Raw genomic sequence first — 17,518 nt, 5'->3', positions numbered from 1 at the left:
TCTTAGTCCTCCCCCAGGATCTGCGGCACCTTGAAGCGCTGCTGCTCCTGCGCCGGGGCGCCCGACAGGGCCTGCTCCGGGGTCAGCGACGGCCGGACGTCGTCCGGGCGCATGACGTTGGTCAGGGGCAGCGGGTGCGAGGTCGGCGGTACGTCCTCGCCGGCCACCTCGGACACGCGGGCTACCGCGCCGATGATGTCGTCGAGCTGTCCGGCGAAGTGGTCCAGCTCGTCGGCGGACAGTTCCAGCCGTGCCAGCTTGCCGAGGTGGGCGACCTCCTCGCGCGTGATGCCAGGCATGCGATTGCGATCCTCTGCGGGGTGAGATGTCGGTGGACCCCTCATCCTACGGGCCCGGCCCCGCACCCCCGCACCGACTTTCCCACCACCCCGGACGGTTCCCTTCCGCGTGGGGCGGCTCCTTCGCCGTGGACGGCGAGCCGATCTTTTCAGGAGCGCGGCCCCGGTCCGGTGCGCTGACGCGGGGCCTTGCTTTTCAGGGGCGCGGGGAACTGCGCGGCCCGCCCCCACCGGCCGGTGGTCCGGCGACAACCGATCTGCCCCACCGGGGCGGGTGGTGACCTGCGGGAGCGCGGTGGCGGGCCGTGCAGTTCCTCCCCCAGCTACCGCTGGGAGGTGCCCCCGGCGCCCGAAAAAGGATCGGCGTGCCGTCCACGGCAGAGTGACCGTCAGGGTCGGCGGATCTCCGGCAGAGCCGAATGCTCGGGCTCGGGTTCGGGCGTCGCGGCCAGCGCGGCGACAGGCCGCTGCCACCCTCGTTCACCGCGGGCGCGCAGCCAAGCCGTGGCTTCGTCGGGAGGCATGGCGGCGGCGACGAGCCACCCCTGGACGGCGTCGCACCGCAGGTCACGAAGGCGTTCCCAGGTCTCGTCGTCCTCGACGCCCTCGGCGACGACGAGGAGGCCGAGGGAGTGGGCGAGGTCGATGGTGCAGCGCACGATCTCGGCGTCCTCGTTGTCGATGACGAGGCGGGCGACGAAGGAGCGGTCGATCTTGAGTTCGCTGACGGGGAGCCGTCGCAGGTGGACCAGGGAGGAGTAGCCGGTGCCGAAGTCGTCGAGGGACATCTTGACGCCGTGTCCGGTGAGCCCGTTGAGGGTGTCGGCGGCGCGCTGCGGGTCTTCGAGCAGGACGTGCTCGGTGATCTCCAACTGGAGCGAGCCCGGCGGGACCTGGTGCCGGGCGAGCCGGGCGGCGACGGCGCCCGCGAAGCCGGGGCTGTGGACGTCGCGGGGCGAGACGTTGACGGCGACGGGGACTTCGAGGCCCATCCGGCGCCAGCGGGCGACCTGCGCGAGGGCGGTGTCGAGGACGTACTCGGTGAGCTGCGGCATGAGCCCGGACGTCTCGGCCATCGTGATGAACTCTTCGGGGTTCACCCGGCCGCGCTCCGGGTGCTCCCACCGCACCAGCGCTTCGAGTCCGGCGACCTGGCCGTCGAAGCGGACCTTGGGCTGGTAGTGGAGTTGGACGTCCCCGGCGTCCAGGGCGCGGCGCAGGTCGCCGAGCAGGCCGAGCCGGTCGGGGGTGTTGCCGTCGCGCTTGGCCTCGTAGACCTCGACGCCGCTGCGGTCCAGCTTGGCCTGGTACATCGCGACGTCGGCGCGGCGCAGCAGCCCTTCGGCGTCGACCGCGTGGTCGGGGAAGACCGCGACCCCGGCGCTGGCCTCCAGCACCAGGGTCAGGCCGTCCAGGCTGATCGGGGAGCCGAGCGCCAGGGCCAGCGCGCGGGCGACGCGCTGGGCGCGGGTCGGCGAGTCGCAGATGGGCAGCAGGACGGCGAATTCGTCGCCGCCGAGCCGGGCGGCCTCGGCGCCGCGCGGCAGCGCGAGCCGCAGCCGGTCGGCGACCTGGAGGAGCAACCGGTCGCCCGCGAGGTGCCCGAGCGTGTCGTTGACCGAGCGGAATTTGTCGAGGTCGATGAGGATCAGGGCGCTGCGCTCGCCGCGTTCCTGGGCGATGTCGAGCGCCGACCGGACGCGTTCCAGGAGCCATTGACGGTTCGGCAGGCCGGTCAGCGGGTCGCGGAGCTGTTCCTCGGCGCGGGCGTGCGCGATCCACAAGGTGGAGTCCAGCGCGATCAGCGGGACGGAGAACAGCGGCAGCAGGACGGGCATGTCGCAGGCGACGACCAGTATCAGCGGGGAGATGCCGAGCAGGGCGACGCCGACCATGCCCTGCCGGATGAGCGCGGTGCGCGCGACCGTGGGCAGGCCGCCGGCGCGCGGGGCGAACGCGAGCCACAGCAGCAGCCGGGTCGCGGTCAGATAGGCCAACGCGGTGACGAGGATGGCCGGGGCGGCGGACAGCGTCCAGGCGGCGGGCCGCCAGGGGCCCTCGACGGAGGGGTGGTCGCCGAAGCAGTAGAGGGTGAGCGCGCCCGCGCCGATGCCGAGGATGTCGATGGCGCCGTGCAGGGCGGCCTCCCGCCAGCGGTGCCTGCGGGCGGCCCCGACCAGGACGACCACGGCGAGGCTGACGAGGACGGCGGGCACCCAGCCGTAGAGCAGCAGCATGGCGAGGGTGAGGGCGGCGCCGGATCCGGTGCCGCCCCACCAGCGGTCGCGGCCCATCGCGACCAGGTGGCCGACAACGATGCCGGTGAGTACGGCCAGGGCCCAGCCGATGGTGCCGCCGGGGAACAGCGCGTGGCCGCTGACGACCATGCGGACGACGCCCGCGACGAGCGCGGCACCGGCCACCGCCGGCACCCCTATCCGGATCGACGGCCGGGTCGCGCACGGGAGCGGTGTCGCGGCCTGGCTGCTGGGCAGCGGCGCCGCTACGACGCCCTCCGTCGTTTCCATGCCCGTCCCTCTCGCAGCCTGGTGTGGCAAGCAGGTCCACCGCGCCGGTGCCCGCGGTGGGACCCGCTGAGGCCGCTGGAAGGTTCATGCCCGGCGGGCGCGCTTCTCAACAGTAGGCCGCGACACGCCACCTCGGGCACCGATCGGCAGGGGTTCCCGGAATGCGACCTGGGCGGTCGCCGTATTCTGATATGGGCCGAACGGGTGACATCCCAGGGCCATTCAGCCGGATTCGGCGGCCGTTTCTGTGCCGTCGGCGTCCGCGGCTTCCGCGTCTTCGGCCACCGGCTTGTCCGCGGCACCTTCCTCCGTTTCCGCCGCCTCCGGCGGATTCACCGCTACGGCTCTGGCGGCTTCGGCCCCCTGTTCGAGCAGGACGGCGAAGCCCGGCTCGTCCAGCACCGGCACCTTCACCTGGAGCGCCTTGTCGTACTTGGAACCGGGGTTGTCGCCGACGACGACGAAACTCGTCTTCTTGGAGACCGAGCCGGTGACCTTCGCACCGCGGCCGACCAGGGCCTCCTTGGCGCCGTCTCGGGTGTGTCCAGCCAGTGTTCCGGTCACGACGACGGTGAGTCCTTCGAGGGGACGCGGTCCCTCGTCCGAGCCCTCCTCGGTGAACTTGACGCCCGCGGCCCGCCACTTCTCGATGATCTCCAGGTGCCAGTCCTCGGCGAACCACTGCTTCACCGACGCGGCGATGGTCGGGCCGACGCCGTCGACCGCGGCCAGTTCCTCCTCGGCGGCGTCCTTGATCCGGTCCAGGTCGCGGAATTCGCGGGCCAGCGCCTCGGCGGCCACCGGGCCGACATGACGGATCGACAGGCCGGTGAGGATGCGGGCCAGCGGGCGCTCCTTGGCCGCGGCGATGTGCTCCAGCATCGCCAGCGCGTTCTTCTTCGGCTCGCCCTTCTGGTTGGCGAAGAAGGTGACGATCTTCTCGTCGCCGCTGTCCGCGTCCCGCTTGGGCAGGCCGGTGTCCTGGTCGAGTACGTAGGAGCGGATCGGCAGCAACTCCTCGATCTCCAGGCCGAACAGGTCGCCCTCGTCCTTCAGCGGCGGCTCGGACGGCTCCAGCGGCTGCGTCAGGGCGGTCGCGGCGACGTATCCGAAGTTCTCGATGTCGAGGCACTTGCGTCCCGCGAGGTAGTAGATCCGCTCACGCAACTGGGCAGGGCAATAGCGGGCGTTGGGGCACCGCAGGTCGATGTCCCCTTCCTTCATGGGCTGGAGGGCGGTGCCGCAGTCCGGGCACTCGGCGGGCATCACGAACTCCCGCTCGCTGCCGTCCCGCAGGTCCGCGACCGGCCCGAGGATCTCCGGGATGACGTCGCCCGCCTTGCGCAGCACGACGGTGTCGCCGATCAGGACGCCCTTCTTCTTCACCACGTCCTGGTTGTGCAGCGTCGCGAACTCGACCTCGGAGCCCGCCACCGTGACCGGCTCGACGACCGCGTACGGCGTCACGCGCCCGGTGCGGCCGACGCCGACGCGGATGTCCACCAGCTTGGTGTTGACCTCCTCGGGCGGGTACTTCCAGGCGATCGCCCAGCGCGGCGCCCGCGAGGTGGAGCCGAGCCGCCCCTGGAGCGGGATCTCGTCCACCTTGACCACGACGCCGTCGATCTCGTGCTCGACGTCGTGCCGGTGCTCGCCGTAGTAGGCGATGACGTCGGAGACCTCGGCGAGCGAGTCGACCACCTTGTTGTAGCGGGCGGTCGGCAGGCCCCACTCGCGCAGCAGCTCGTACGCGTGCGACTGGCAGTCGATGTCGAAGCCCTGGCGGGCGCCGATGCCGTGCACCACCATGCGCAGCGGGCGGCTCGCGGTGATCCGCGGGTCCTTCTGCCGCAGTGAACCGGCCGCCGCGTTGCGCGGGTTGGCGAAGGGCTTGTCGCCCGCCTCGACCAGCCGCTCGTTCAGCTCCTCGAACTTCTCGCCGGGGAAGTACACCTCGCCGCGGATCTCCACCAGTTCGGGCACGCGGTCGCCCGCCAGCCGGTCGGGGATGTCGGCGATCGTCCGTACGTTGGGCGTGATGTCCTCGCCGGTCCTGCCGTCGCCGCGCGTGGCGGCGCGGGTGAGGCGGCCCTGTTCGTACGTCAGATTGACCGCGAGGCCGTCGACCTTCAGCTCGCACAGGAAGTGGTACGGGCTGTGCGTGTTGTCCGGCGGGCCCAGCTCCGCGGCGACGCGCTCGGCCCAGGTGGCCAGCTCCTCCGGCGCGAAGGCGTTGTCCAGCGACAGCATCCGCTCGCGGTGCTGGACGGAGGTGAACTCCGTCTCGTACGCGCCCGCGACCTTCTGGGTCGGCGAGTCGGGGGTGCGCAGGCCCGGGTGCTCCTCCTCGACCGCTTCGAGTCGGCGCAGCAGCTTGTCGAATTCGGCGTCGCTGACGACGGGCGCGTCGTTGACGTAGTAGCGGAAGCGGTGCTCCTCGATCTGCTCGGCGAGGCGTGCGTGCTCCTCGCGTGCCTCGGCGGGGATCTCCGCCGCGCTCGCCTCGCCCCGGCTTGCGTCGTCGTCCACGGCTGCCACGAAACTGTCCCTTCCCTCACTCAGGGTTGTCGACGAGCGATCGCGCCGCCTTCGCGCAGTGCACCAGGGCGGCACGGGCATAGGCCGGAGAGGCCCCCGCCAGACCGCAGGAAGGGGTGACCGCGACCGAGGAGCCCAATGCCCCCGGCGCCAGCCCCAGCCTGCGCCACAGCGCCCGAACACCACTGACGCTACCGCCAGGGTCTGACAATGGGGCATCCTTGCCGGCGACGACACCGGCGAAGAGCGCGGTGCCGCCTTCCGCGGCCTCCCCGAAGTCGTCCCAGTCACGCTCGGTGAGCAGGTCGAAGTCGAAGGAGATGCCGACGACCCCGGCGCGCCGCAGCAGCCCGAAGGGCACCTCGGGGGCGCAGGAGTGGACGACGGCCGGTGCGCCGACGGCCGCGATCAGGTCGCGCAGCGTCGACTCGATGACGGCGCGGTCCACCGCGCGGTAGGTCTGGTAGCCGCTGGCCGTCCTGATCCTGCCGTGCAGTACGGAGGTGAGCGACGGCTCGTCGAGCTGGAGCACGATCTGGGCGCCGGGGACCCGGCGCCGCGCCTCCTCGACGTGCAGCCGCAGGCCCTCGGCGAGCGATCCCGCCAGGTCGCGTACGGCCCCGTGGTCGCGCAGCGCGGCCTCGCCGTTGCGGGTCTCGACCCCGGCGGCCAGCGTCCACGGGCCGACCGCCTGGATCTTGAGCGGCCCTTCGTAGCCCTGGGTGAACTCCTCCAGCGCGTCCAGGTCCTCGCCGAGCCAGGACGTGGCCCGCTTCGAGTCCCGTCCCGGCCGGTCGCCGAAGCGCCAGCCGCTGGGCTCCACGCGGGCGTAGAGGTCCACGAGCATGCCGAGGGTCCGGCCGATCATGTCGGCGCCGGGGCCCCGGCCGGGCAGCTCGGGCAGGAAGGCCATGCCCGCCGTGGCCTCCACGGCCACCCGCGCCGCCTCCCGGGCGTCGCCGCCCGGCATGGACCCGACACCGGTCGCGGCGCCCGAGGGCAGGGAGAAGTCAGTCTGGGTACTCACGTCCGAAAGCGTATGCGCTCCGCGCCCGGTCGCTTTCCCTTGCGCGGCCACCCACTCCTCCGGCGGTCGACCTCTCCTGGCGGTCGCCCTCCCCTACGGCGGGCCGTTCCACACCAGGGACAGGTGGACTCCGTAGATCGCGGAGGCGACGGCGGCGAAGGAGAGGGTGCAGGCGATGGTGCGCGGGTGGGTGCGGGCGAGGACGCGGGCCAGGGGGATCAGCAGGGGGAAGCCGGGGAGCAGGAAGCGGGCGCGGGCGATGTAGACGCCGGCGCCGAGGGTGAGGACGGCGAGGAGGGCGCCGCTGAAGAGCAGCAGCGGCAGCGGCTGGCGCTGGACGAGGCAGAAGGCGAAGAGCGCGAAGCAGGCCACGACGACGAGGGTGACCACGACGAACGCGACGGGTACGTCGCTGCCGCGCGGGCCGAGGAAGACCCAGCGGAAGCGCCGCAGCAGGTAGCCGCCCTTGCTGAAGCGGTTGCCCCAGGCTTCCTGGACGGCGAAGTAGCCGTCGGCGCGGTGCACGCGCAAGCCCACCCAGACGACGAAGGCCAGCCATCCGGCGGGCGCGAGCAGCATGCCGAGCGCGGGCCGCCAGACCGGCTCCCACCAGGGTCCCTCGCGCGGGCGCCGCAGTGCCCGGACCGCGGCGAGCCCGGCGGTGAGGCCGACGGCCGCGGCGATGGCGACGCCGGTGGGCCGGGTGAGTCCGGCCAGCGCGGCGAACGTCCCGGCCCACACCCAGCGTTTGGCCAGCGTGGCGTAGAGGGCGGCGGCGCAGAGCGCGGTGAACAGCGACTCGGTGTACGCCATGCTCTCGACCAGCGCGTGCGGCAGGCAGCCCCACAGCACCGCGAGGATGACGCCGGTACGCCGCCGGTGGAGGCGGTTGCCGACGAGGAAGATCAGCCAGGCCGCGGCCATCGAGGCGGTCAGCGAGACCAGCCAGGACGCCTTGGCGGCGCCGACGGGCAGGACCGCGTCCGCGACGCGGCAGAGCGCCGGGTACAGCGGGAAGAACGCGAGGTTGCTCCAGCCGTGCCAGGCGTTGGGCACGCCGGTGACCGTACGGTCGTAGCCGTGCTCGACCACGTCCTGGTACCAGCGCGAGTCCCAGGACCCGTACAGCACCGTGCCGGGTGAACGGCCGCGCCGCTCGGCGAAGTAGCAGAGCAGGACGATGCCGAGGGCGCGGGCGGCGCCGTAGCCGAGCAGCGCGGGGGCGGCAAGCCGCAGGGCGGCCTCGGCGCGGGTCCGTACGTCCCGCCCGGCGCTGCTCGGCCGGGGTACTGCGGTGGCAGAGGCCATGGTCGGTCCGCTCCCTCGGATCGGGGTGGGGCGCGGATGACCTTAAGGTGCGAAAGTGCCGAAAGCGGTCGGATATCGGCTGCGCCGGAGCAATCGACCCGCATCTGTACACGGTTGGGCGACCGACCCCCTGCGGGGCGCTCGCCGGAAACGGCGGGGCGCGCCTGACCGCCCGGGGCGGGACTCGCCGGAAACGGCCGAGCGGGACCCGACCGCCCGGGGCGGGACTCGCCGGAAACGGCCGAGCGGGACCCGACCGCCCGGGGCGCGCCGGACCCCCGCCCCCCGGGGCGCGACCCGACCCCCGAGACGCGCCGCGACCGGCCGGGGCCGCGACATGAGCGGACGCCAGGCGTCCTCACGCGCGGTGAACGGCACCCGCCGCAGGGCCGCACCCCGCCGTCACGGATGCCCCACTGTCCCCGCCAGCAGTCCCCGGCCGTCGGCCACCGCCGGTTCCTCCCCGCCGTACGCGGCACCCCGCCGCCGCCGTCAGCCCGTCCCAGGTGGCACCCCGCCCGGAGGCGCAACCTCGCCATCGCCACCAGCCCCGCCGCAGGCGGCACCCCGCCGTCGCCGTCAGCCCGTCCCAGGTGGCACCCCGCCCGGAGGCGCAACCTCGCCATCGCCACCAGCCCCGCCGCAGGCCGCACCCCGCCGCCAGCCGCGCCCGAGGCGTTATCGGCCCGGTCGGACCGTCAGGTCGGTGATCTCCGCGTCCTGGGGCAGGTCGATCGCGGTGAGGACCGTGGTGGCGACCGACTCGGGCGCGATCCAGCGCTCGGCGTCGTACTGCTTGCCCTCCTGCTGGTGCACCTTGGCCTGCATGGGCGTGGCGGTGCGGCCGGGGAAGACGGAGGTGACGCGCAGGCCGTTGGCGTGCTCCTCGCGGCGCAGGGCGTCCGCGAGGGCCTTGAGGCCGTGCTTGCTGGCCGCGTACGGGCCCCACTGCGCGTGCGCGTCGAGGCCGGCGCCGGAGTTGACGAAGACCACATGGCCGCGGGAGAGCCGCAGTTGGGGCAGGAACAGCCGGGTCAGCTCGGCGGGGCCGACGAGGTTGACCGCGAGCGTCTCGTTCCACACCTTCGGGGTGATGTCGCCGATGTCGCCGAGTTCGACCACGCCCGCGATGTGCAGCAGCGAGTCCAGCCGGTCGGGCGGCGCCTGGTGGCCGAGCGCCCAGGACAGCCGGGACGGCTCGGCGAGGTCGCCGACCAGGGTCCGCGCGCCGGGGAAGGCGGCGGCCAGCGCCTTGGCCCGGCCCGCGTCCCTGGCCAGCAGCCACAGTTCGTCGCCGCGCTCCAGCAGCCTGCGCGCGACCGCGGCGCCGATGCCGGAGCCGGCTCCGGTGACCAGGTGGATGCTCACACGTTCTCCGTCAGGTAGGTCATGGCCTCTTCGCCGGTGTCGGCGAAGGCCACCAGATCGGCCAGCGGGAGCGGCAGGAAGCCCTCCGCGTCCATCCGGTGCAGTTGTTCTCTGAGCCCGTCGTAGAAACCGGCGCTGTTGAGCAGCACCACGGGCTTGGCGTGCAGCCCGTGCTTCTTCAGCTCCAGGATCTCGGTGGCCTCGTCCAGCGTGCCGGTGCCGCCGACCATGATGACGATCGCGTCCGCGCGCCGCAGCAGTTCCGCCTTGCGCTCGGCGAGGTCGACAGCGGTCACCATCTCGTCCGCGTTCTCCCGCGCCTTGGCCCGGAGGAATTCCACCGACACCCCGACCAGCCGGCCGCCGCCCTCCTGGACGCCGTCCGCGACGACCTTCATCAGGCCGACGTCCGAGCCGCCCCAGACCAGGGTGTGGCCGCCGCGGCCGATCAGCTCGGCGAATTCCCGGGCAGGGGCCGTATACCGCTCGTCGAGATCGGCGGCGGAGAGGAAGACACAGATGTTCATACGGTCACGTTATCGGCGCCCGCGCGCGCTCCCGCGGCCTGATCGGCGTTCACGGCGGCGATCCGTCCCGCGTGCGAGTCCGTCCGGTCGGCGGCAGTCCGGTCCGCGGTCGAACCCGCCCGGTCCGTCGTCGCGATCGTCGCCGAGCCGACGACGCGCGTGCCGTCGTACAGCACCACGGCCTGGCCCGGCGCGATGCCGCGAACCGGGGCGCCGAAGCCGACCCGCAGCTCGCCGTCCACCAGCTCCGCCGTCACCGGTACGTCCTCGCCGTGCGCCCGCAGTTGCGCGGTGTACGCGGCGGGGCCGGTCGGCGGGGTGCCGCACCAGCGCGGCTTGATCGCGGTGAGCGAGGTCACGTCGAGGGCGTCGACGGGGCCGACCGTCACGGTGTTGTCGACCGGCGAGATGTCCAGGACGTAGCGCGGCTTGCCGTCGTCCGCGGGGACGCCGATCCGCAGGCCCTTGCGCTGGCCGATGGTGAAGCCGTACGCACCCGTGTGCGTGCCGACCCGCGCGCCGTCCTCGTCGACGATCGCGCCCTCCGCGGCGCCGAGGCGCTTGGCCAGGAAGCCCTGGGTGTCGCCGTCCGCGATGAAGCAGATGTCGTGGCTGTCGGGCTTGCGCGCCACCGCGAGCCCGCGCCGCTCGGCCTCCGCGCGGATCTCGTCCTTGGTGGTCAGGGTGTCCCCCAGCGGGAACATCGCGTGCGCGAGCTGCCGCTCGTCCAGGACGCCGAGCACGTACGACTGGTCCTTGGCCGCGTCGCTCGCCCGGTGCAGCTCGCGCGTGCCGTCGTCCTTGACCAGCACGGTCGCGTAGTGCCCCGTGCAGACCGCGTCGAAGCCCAGCGCCAGCGCCTTGTCCAGCAGCGCGGCGAATTTGATCTTCTCGTTGCAGCGCAGGCAAGGATTCGGCGTCCGGCCAGCCGCGTACTCCGCGACGAAGTCCTCGACCACGTCCTCCCGGAAGCGCTCCGCGAGGTCCCACACGTAGAACGGGATGCCGATCACGTCGGCCGCCCGCCGCGCGTCCCGCGAGTCCTCCACCGTGCAGCAGCCCCGCGCGCCCGTCCTGAAGCTCTGCGGATTCGCCGACAGCGCCAGGTGCACGCCGGTCACGTCGTGCCCCGCCTCGGCGGCGCGCGCCGCCGCCACCGCGGAGTCCACACCGCCGCTCATCGCGGCCAGTACGCGCAGCTTCTTGCGATCGGCGTCAGGGAAGTCATTCACTCCCCCAGAGTAACGGCCTCCCGGCCCGGCCCTCAGGTCTGGCCCGCGGCCCTGGCGCGTTCGACGGCGGGGCCGATGGCGGCGGTGAGGGTGGCGATCTCAGCGGGGGTGGTGGTGTGGCCCAGGGAGAAGCGGAGGGTGGCGCGGGCGTGGGTGGGGGGCTGGTGCATGGCGAGTAGGACGTGGCTGGGCTGGGCGACGCCCGCGGTGCACGCGGAGCCGGTGGAGCAGGCGATGCCCTGGGCGTCGAGGAGGAGCAGCAGGGCGTCGCCCTCGCAGCCGGGGAAGGTGAAGTGGGCGTTGCCGGGGAGGCGGCCCGCGGGGTCGGGGTCGCCGTTGAGGATGGCGTCGGGCACGGTGGCGAGCACGTCGCGGACGAGGGTGTCGCGCAGGGCGCCGATGTCGCGGGTGAAGGCGGTGCGGCGCTCGGCGGCGAGGGTCCCGGCGGTCGCGAAGGCGGCGATGGCCGGCACGTCGAGGGTGCCGGAGCGGCTGCGCTCCTGGCCGCCACCGTGCAGCAGCGGTACGGGGGTGTCCTCGCGCCGCAGCACGAGCGCGCCGACGCCGTACGGGCCGCCGATCTTGTGGCCGGTCACCGTCATCGCGTCGAGGCCGCTCGCGGTGAAGTCCACCTCGGCCTGGCCGAACGCCTGCACGGCGTCGGAGTGCATCGGAATGCCGAACTCCCGTGCCACCTCGGCCAGTTCGGCGACCGGCAGCACCGTACCGACCTCGTTGTTGGCCCACATCACGGTGATCAGGGCCACGTCGTCGGGGTCACGCTCGATCGCGGCGCGCAGTGTCTCGGGGTGGACCCGGCCGTAGCCGTCGACGTCCAGCCACTCGACGACCGCGCCCTCGTGCTCCGCGAGCCAGTGGACGGCGTCCAGCACCGCGTGGTGCTCGACCGGGCTGGCCAGTACGCGGACCCTGCGCGGGTCGGCGTCCCTGCGCGCCCAGAACAGGCCCTTCACCGCCAGGTTGTCCGACTCGGTGCCGCCGCCGGTGAAGACGATCTCGCTGGGGCGCGCGCCAAGTGCCGCGGCGAGCGCTTCCCGTGACTCCTCGACGGTTCGCCGGGCCTGCCGCCCGGCGGCATGCAGTGCGGACGCGTTCCCGGTCACCGTGAGGTGGGCGGTCATCGCCTGGACCGCCTCCGGGAGCATGGGCGTGGTGGCGGCGTGGTCGAAGTAGGCCATGGTGCCCCGATTCTACGTTCGCCGGAGCAACCTTCCGACCCCCACCCGCGTCCGCCCCCTCCCCACCCCTCGCCCCCACCCCGAATCGGACGGGAAACAGGTTTGTCCTCACCGCCCCGTGCCCCCTCTCCGGGTGGAACCCGGCGCCACACCGTATGGCCAACGGCGCGGGCGTGCGGGCCGACTGCGGCGGGAGGGGGGTCAGGGGCGGGGGGCGCGGGCGAGTTGGCGGGACTGGGCCACGAGGCGGTTGGCGGTGTCCCAGACTTCGGCGTCTTCTTCGAGGAGGCCGCCGGCGAGATTGCGGGTGGTGAGGGCGATACGGAGGGGGCCGGGGGCCGGGCGGGCGCGGAGGTGGACGGTGAGTTCGAGGGTGGGGACCCAGCCCTTGAGGCCGAGGTCGAAGGCGGTGGGGGGCAGGGCGTCCACGGCCAGGAGGAGCGAGAGGGCGTCGTGGTCGCGGCCGTCGGCCAGGCCGAACCAGCCTCGCATGTCACCGCGGCCCGAGGGCGCGCCGACGGCCCAGCCGGCGGTGGCCGGATCGAGCCGGAGCGCGATGCGGTCGAGGAGGGCGCTGGAGCCGGGCAGCGGCGCGCCGCCCTCGGGGGCGTCCTCGGGGCCGACGCAGTCCGCGTACTCCGGCATCGACGGCTCGGGCGCCGTGGTGCGTATGTCGTCGGGCAGCGCGCCCAGGTCGCCGTACGCGGCGATGACCCGCATCCGCTCGACCTCATGACCCTGCTCGTCGGTCTGGTAGAGCGACGCCTGCCCGCTGGAGAGGGTCCGGCCCGCCCGTACCGTCTCGGTCCTGATCACGGCGGGCCCGGGGTTTGAGGCGGTCAGGTAGTGGGCGGTGATGGTGAAGGGGTCGTCGTGCGGCAGCGCGTCGCGCAGGGCGCGGGCGACGACGGCGAGCAGATAGCCGCCGTTGACGGCCGCGGCGATGGTCCAGCCCGGCGACAGGTCGATGTCGTACGTGCCGGGCTCGCCCGGCCGGGCCGCCACCGTCGTGTCGCGGTCGAATTCGCTGTCGCCGAGGGTCGCGCGGGCTGTCGCATGTGCCATGCCCCGATGTTACCCAGCGGTAGAGACTCCGTGTCCACCGCTGGCGGTTTCCCGCCGCGGGACCGGCCGCGCGACCCCGCCGTTCATTCCCATGGTCCGGCATGCGCACGGCCCGGCACACGCACGGTCCGCGTACGCACGACCGGCACACGCACGGCCCGGCCCGGTCGGAGTCCGCTACTCCCCCTCCGCCGCCGCGCTCCTGCGGTGCCACGCCCGCGGCGCCCGCCAGTGGAACCGCAGCGCCAGCAGCCGCAGGACGAAGGCGACCAGCGCCGCGAGCCCCGCGGTCACGCCGCCCAGCACGTCGAAGCGGATCAGCAGCGCGACCGTACTCGCGCCGACCAGGGCCGGGACGGCGTACAGGTCGCGGTCCCAGCGCAGCAGCGACGGCACCTCGTTCGCCAGCAGGTCGCGCAGGACGCCGCCGCCCGCCGCCGTGGCCAGGCCGAGCGCGACGGACGGGGTGAGTCCGAGCCCGTACGTGTGCGCCTTGATCGTGCCGGACACGCAGAACAGCCCGAGCCCGGCCGCGTCGAAGACGTTCATCGTGGCGTTGATCCGCTCGACCTCGGGGTGCAGGAAGAAGACCAGAGCGGTGGCGACCAGCGGCGGCGAGAAGTAGCCGATGTCGGTGAAGGCGGCGGGCGGCACCGCGCCGATGACCAGGTCGCGGAAGACCCCGCCGCCGAGCGCCGTGACCTCGGCGAGCACCGCCATGCCGAACACGTCGTAGTTCTTGCGGACCGCCGCCAGCGCGCCGGAGATCGCGAAGACGAAGATCCCGACGACGTCGAGCGTGTGCTGGACGGTGGGCGTGAACAGATCCGTGGCCATGCCGATGTTGTACTACGGCCCGCCGTACGAACCGCGAAGCCCACCGTACGGACCGGCACCGGACCGACGGCGCGGGCCGTACGGCCGGAAAGCCGGCCGTACGGTCCGACCCCGTCACGACTGCCTACGGCGCCGCCGGCCCGCTCTCCGGCTGGTTCTCCGGGTGATGGCACGCCACTTGGTGGCCGGTCGCCAGCGCCGCCAGCGGCGGCTCCTGCGTCTTGCACACCTCCGTCGCCTTCCAGCACCGGGTGTGGAAGCGGCAGCCGCTCGGCGGCGAGATCGGCGACGGCACGTCACCGGTGAGCAAAATGCGCTTGCGCTGCGTGCGCCGCCGCGGGTCGGGCACCGGCACCGCGGACATCAGGGCGGTGGTGTACGGGTGGAAGGGCGCGCTGTACAGCGCCTCCCGGTCCGCGATCTCCACCACCTTGCCGAGGTACATCACCGCGATCCGGTCCGAGACATGGCGGATCACCGACAGGTCGTGGGCGATGATCACATACGTCAGGCCCAGCTCCGACTGGAGGTCGTCCAGCAGGTTCACCACCTGGGCCTGGATGGACACGTCCAGCGCCGAGACCGGCTCGTCGGCGACGACCAGCTTCGGCTTGAGGGCGAGCGCCCGCGCGATGCCGATCCGCTGCCGCTGACCGCCGGAGAACTCGTGCGGGTAGCGGTTGTAGTGCTCGGGGCTGAGCCCGACCAGCTCCAGCAGATTCTGCACTTCGCGCTTCACACCGTGCTCGGTCGCGACCTTCTGGAGCTTGTACGGGGCGCCGACGATCGTGCCGATGGTGTGCCGCGGGTTCAGCGAGGAGAACGGGTCCTGGAAGATCATCTGGACGTCGCGCCGCATCGGGCGCATCGCCCCGGTGCTCAGGTGCGTGATGTCCCGGCCCTGGAACTCGATCGTGCCGCCGGTCGGTTCGAGCAGCCGGGTGATCAGCCGTCCCATCGTGGACTTGCCGCAGCCCGACTCGCCGACCACGCCGAGCGTTTCGCCCGCCGCGACCTCGAAGTCGATGCCGTCCACGGCCTGTACGGCGCCGACCTGGCGGCGCAGCAGGCCCTTGGTGATCGGGAAGTGCTTGACCAGACCGGTCACCTTGAGCAGCGGCTCGCCGCCGCGCTGCCGCGGCAGCGGGACGCTCTTGTCGAGCGAGGGCCTGCCCGACGAAGTGCCGCCGTCCGGCAAGGCGTTGTCCGGGGGCGCGTCGTCCGCAGCGACGTTGTCCGGCGAAGTGCCGCCGTCCGAGGCGGAGTTGTCCGGCGAGACGTCGTCCGACGCGGCTCTGTCCGGCGCTGTGCCGTCCGACTGTGCGCCGTCCGACGAGGACGCGTCCTGCGGCGGCTCGTCCGGCGAGGGGTTCTCGGCCACGGGTTCTTCCTGACCCTTCACAGCTTCGGTTCGATCTCTTCGGTCCAGATCCGGAGGCGGTCGGCCTCGCCGAGGTGGCAGGCGGCCATGTGGCCGGGGCCCACCTCGCGCAGTTCCGGCACGTCCGTCTCCGCGGCGCCGCCGGTCAGCGCCGCGTACGGGCAGCGCGGGTGGAAGGCGCAGCCGGACGGCACGTTGATCAGGCTGGGCGGGGTGCCCTTGACCGGGTTGAGCCGCTCCAGGCGCTCCCGGTCGAGACGCGGCATGGAGCCCAACAGGCCCCAGGTGTAAGGGTGTCGGGGCGCGGTGAACAGCGTCTCGGCGGTTCCGCGCTCCACGGCCCGGCCCGCGTACATCACCAGCAGGTCGTCGGCGACCTCGGCGACCACTCCGAGGTCGTGGGTGATCATGATGACCGCGGAGCCGAACTCCTTTTGCAGGTCCCGGATCAGGTCCAGGATCTGCGCCTGCACGGTCACGTCGAGCGCGGTCGTCGGCTCGTCGGCGATCAGCAACTCGGGGTTGTTGACCAGCGACATGGCGATCATCGCGCGCTGCCGCATACCGCCGGAGAACTGGTGCGGGTAGTCCGAGAAGCGCTTCCTGGGCTCCGGGATGCCGACCCGGTCCAGCATCTCCACGGCCCGCTCGGCCGCGACCTTCCGCGACACCTTCTGGTGCACCCGGTACGCCTCGACGATCTGGGCGCCGACCGTGTAGTAGGGGTGCATCGCGGAGAGCGGGTCCTGGAAGATCATCGCCATCGTGCGCCCGCGCAGCCGCCGTACGTGGTCCGGGTCCGCGGCGACCAACTCCTCGCCGTCCAGCCAGACCTCGCCGGATATCCGGGCCCGCGAGGTGCGGTGCAGGCCCATGATGCCCAGCGACGTCACCGACTTGCCCGAGCCGGACTCGCCGACGATGCCGAGCGTACGGCCGCGCTGGAGGTCGAAGCTGAGGCCGTCGACCGACTTCACCAGGCCGTCGTCGGTGTCGAAGTGGATCCGCAGGTCACGTACCGACAGATACGCGTCCCCCGCGGGGGCCGGGCCGGAGTCCGCCACCGGCTCCCCGACGACGGACGCCGCCTTGTCGAACCCGACGGCGCCGCCCTCGGACGTTTGGGACGTGCCGCTGTCGGGGGCACTGCCGTCCGTGGTGCTCACGAGTACCTCACGCGGGGGTCGATGGCGGCGTACAGCAGGTCCACCACAAGGTTGCAGAAGACGATGAAGGTGGCCGCGACCATCGTCACGCCGAGCACGATCGGCAGGTCGTTGTCCTTGACGCCCTGCACGGCGTAGGCGCCGACTCCCTGGAAGGAGAAGACGCGTTCGGTGATGATCGCGCCGCCGATCAGCAGGCCGAAGTCCATGCCGAAGATGGTGACGATCGGGGTCAGGGCCGCGCGCAGCGCGTGCTTGCCGACGACCGTCCGCTCCGGCAGGCCCTTGGCCCGCGCGGTACGGATGTAGTCCTCGCCCATCGTCTCCAGCATCCCGGCTCTGGTGAGGCGGGCGTACAGCGCGGAGTAGAGGAAGGCCAGCGCGATCCACGGCAGGATCAGATTCCACGCCCATTGGGCGGGATCGGTGGTGAACCCGACGTACTCGACGTTGTCCCAGATCGTCCACTTGTAGGAGAACAGGCCGAGCAGCACCATGCCGGTGAAGAAGATCGGCAGCGAGACACCGGCCAGGGCCACGCCCATGGAGACCCGGTCGAAGATCGTGCCGCGCTTGAGCGCGGAGATGACGCCGATGACGACACCGGAGACCACCCAGATCACGGCCGCGCCGATCGCCAGTGAGAAGGTCACCGGGATACGGGTCTTGATCTGCGGCCACACCTCGACGTGCGACTTGAAGGAGTAGCCGAAGCAGGGGCGGTGGCAGACCGCCGCGTCCGGGCCGAACTTGTAGTTCGCGCCCATGACGATGGCCTTGATGAAGTGCCAGTACTGCTGGTAGAGCGGCAGGTCCAGCCCGAGGTTCTTCTTGACCGCCGCGATCGACTCGGGGTTGGCGTCCTTGCCCACGTACTGGGTGGCCAGTTGGGTCGTGCTCTGGCCGCCGATCTTGGGGACCAGGAAGAAGATCGCGAAAGTGACCGCGCTGACGACAAGCACCAGGATTATCGCGGCGATCACGCGTCGAATGATGTACGCAGTCACAGCGGTTCGGCGCCGGGTCCGCCGGGCCGGGGGTCA

Annotated in this window: 14 protein-coding genes; all 14 read right to left on the bottom strand. The window is 72.5% G+C overall.

The window, feature by feature from the left end:
* Nucleotides 1–2 precede the first annotated feature (2 nt).
* Entirely contained in the window at nt 3–299 is a 297-nt protein-coding gene (gene gatC, locus ACFZBB_RS17280) for an Asp-tRNA(Asn)/Glu-tRNA(Gln) amidotransferase subunit GatC (RefSeq protein ID WP_355348086.1), read from the bottom strand.
* A 389-nt stretch (nt 300–688) separates the two neighbouring features.
* Nucleotides 689–2,827, bottom strand: a complete 2,139-nt coding sequence (locus tag ACFZBB_RS17275) for an EAL domain-containing protein (protein ID WP_391122922.1) — start codon at nt 2,825–2,827, stop codon at nt 689–691.
* Between the two features lie 222 nt (nt 2,828–3,049).
* Nucleotides 3,050–5,356, bottom strand: a complete 2,307-nt coding sequence (gene ligA, locus ACFZBB_RS17270; RefSeq protein ID WP_391122919.1) for an NAD-dependent DNA ligase LigA — start codon at nt 5,354–5,356, stop codon at nt 3,050–3,052.
* Between the two features lie 25 nt (nt 5,357–5,381).
* Nucleotides 5,382–6,392 (bottom strand): methionine synthase, encoded by a 1,011-nt coding sequence (locus ACFZBB_RS17265; protein ID WP_391122916.1) that lies wholly within the window; start codon nt 6,390–6,392, stop codon nt 5,382–5,384.
* Between the two features lie 93 nt (nt 6,393–6,485).
* The gene (locus ACFZBB_RS17260) at nt 6,486–7,700 is read right to left on the bottom strand and encodes a hypothetical protein (protein ID WP_391122913.1); all 1,215 of its coding nucleotides are present in this window, start codon (nt 7,698–7,700) and stop codon (nt 6,486–6,488) included.
* A gap of 678 nt (nt 7,701–8,378) precedes the next feature.
* Entirely contained in the window at nt 8,379–9,068 is a 690-nt protein-coding gene (locus ACFZBB_RS17255) for an SDR family oxidoreductase (protein ID WP_391122910.1), read from the bottom strand.
* A complete protein-coding gene (locus ACFZBB_RS17250; protein ID WP_391122907.1) occupies nt 9,065–9,595 on the bottom strand; it encodes a TIGR00730 family Rossman fold protein in 531 nt (176 codons plus the stop codon). The genes ACFZBB_RS17255 and ACFZBB_RS17250 overlap by 4 nt, the downstream gene beginning before the upstream one ends.
* A complete protein-coding gene (gene mnmA / locus ACFZBB_RS17245; protein ID WP_391122904.1) occupies nt 9,592–10,827 on the bottom strand; it encodes a tRNA 2-thiouridine(34) synthase MnmA in 1,236 nt (411 codons plus the stop codon). The genes ACFZBB_RS17250 and mnmA overlap by 4 nt, the downstream gene beginning before the upstream one ends.
* Nucleotides 10,828–10,859: 32 nt before the next feature.
* Nucleotides 10,860–12,026, bottom strand: a complete 1,167-nt coding sequence (locus ACFZBB_RS17240) for a cysteine desulfurase family protein (RefSeq protein WP_355348065.1) — start codon at nt 12,024–12,026, stop codon at nt 10,860–10,862.
* A 201-nt stretch (nt 12,027–12,227) separates the two neighbouring features.
* Nucleotides 12,228–13,091 carry an acyl-CoA thioesterase domain-containing protein gene (locus ACFZBB_RS17235; RefSeq protein WP_391122900.1) on the bottom strand — a complete coding sequence of 288 codons (864 nt, stop codon included), beginning with the start codon at nt 13,089–13,091 and terminating at the stop codon, nt 12,228–12,230.
* Nucleotides 13,092–13,268: 177 nt separating this feature from the next.
* Entirely contained in the window at nt 13,269–13,928 is a 660-nt protein-coding gene (locus ACFZBB_RS17230) for a TRIC cation channel family protein (RefSeq protein ID WP_391122897.1), read from the bottom strand.
* Nucleotides 13,929–14,052: 124 nt separating this feature from the next.
* Complete coding sequence (locus tag ACFZBB_RS17225; protein WP_391123233.1) at nt 14,053–15,072, bottom strand: dipeptide ABC transporter ATP-binding protein; 1,020 nt, start codon at nt 15,070–15,072, stop codon at nt 14,053–14,055.
* Nucleotides 15,073–15,326: 254 nt separating this feature from the next.
* A complete protein-coding gene (locus ACFZBB_RS17220; RefSeq protein ID WP_391123230.1) occupies nt 15,327–16,373 on the bottom strand; it encodes an oligopeptide/dipeptide ABC transporter ATP-binding protein in 1,047 nt (348 codons plus the stop codon).
* Nucleotides 16,374–16,471: 98 nt separating this feature from the next.
* Entirely contained in the window at nt 16,472–17,482 is a 1,011-nt protein-coding gene (locus ACFZBB_RS17215) for an ABC transporter permease subunit (protein ID WP_391122894.1), read from the bottom strand.
* Nucleotides 17,483–17,518: the final 36 nt, after the last annotated feature.

The sequence above is a fragment of the Streptomyces sp. NPDC008139 genome (genome assembly GCF_042957025.1).
In the GTDB taxonomy this organism is placed as follows: domain Bacteria; phylum Actinomycetota; class Actinomycetes; order Streptomycetales; family Streptomycetaceae; genus Actinacidiphila.
This window is presented reverse-complemented; position numbering and strand designations above follow the sequence as displayed.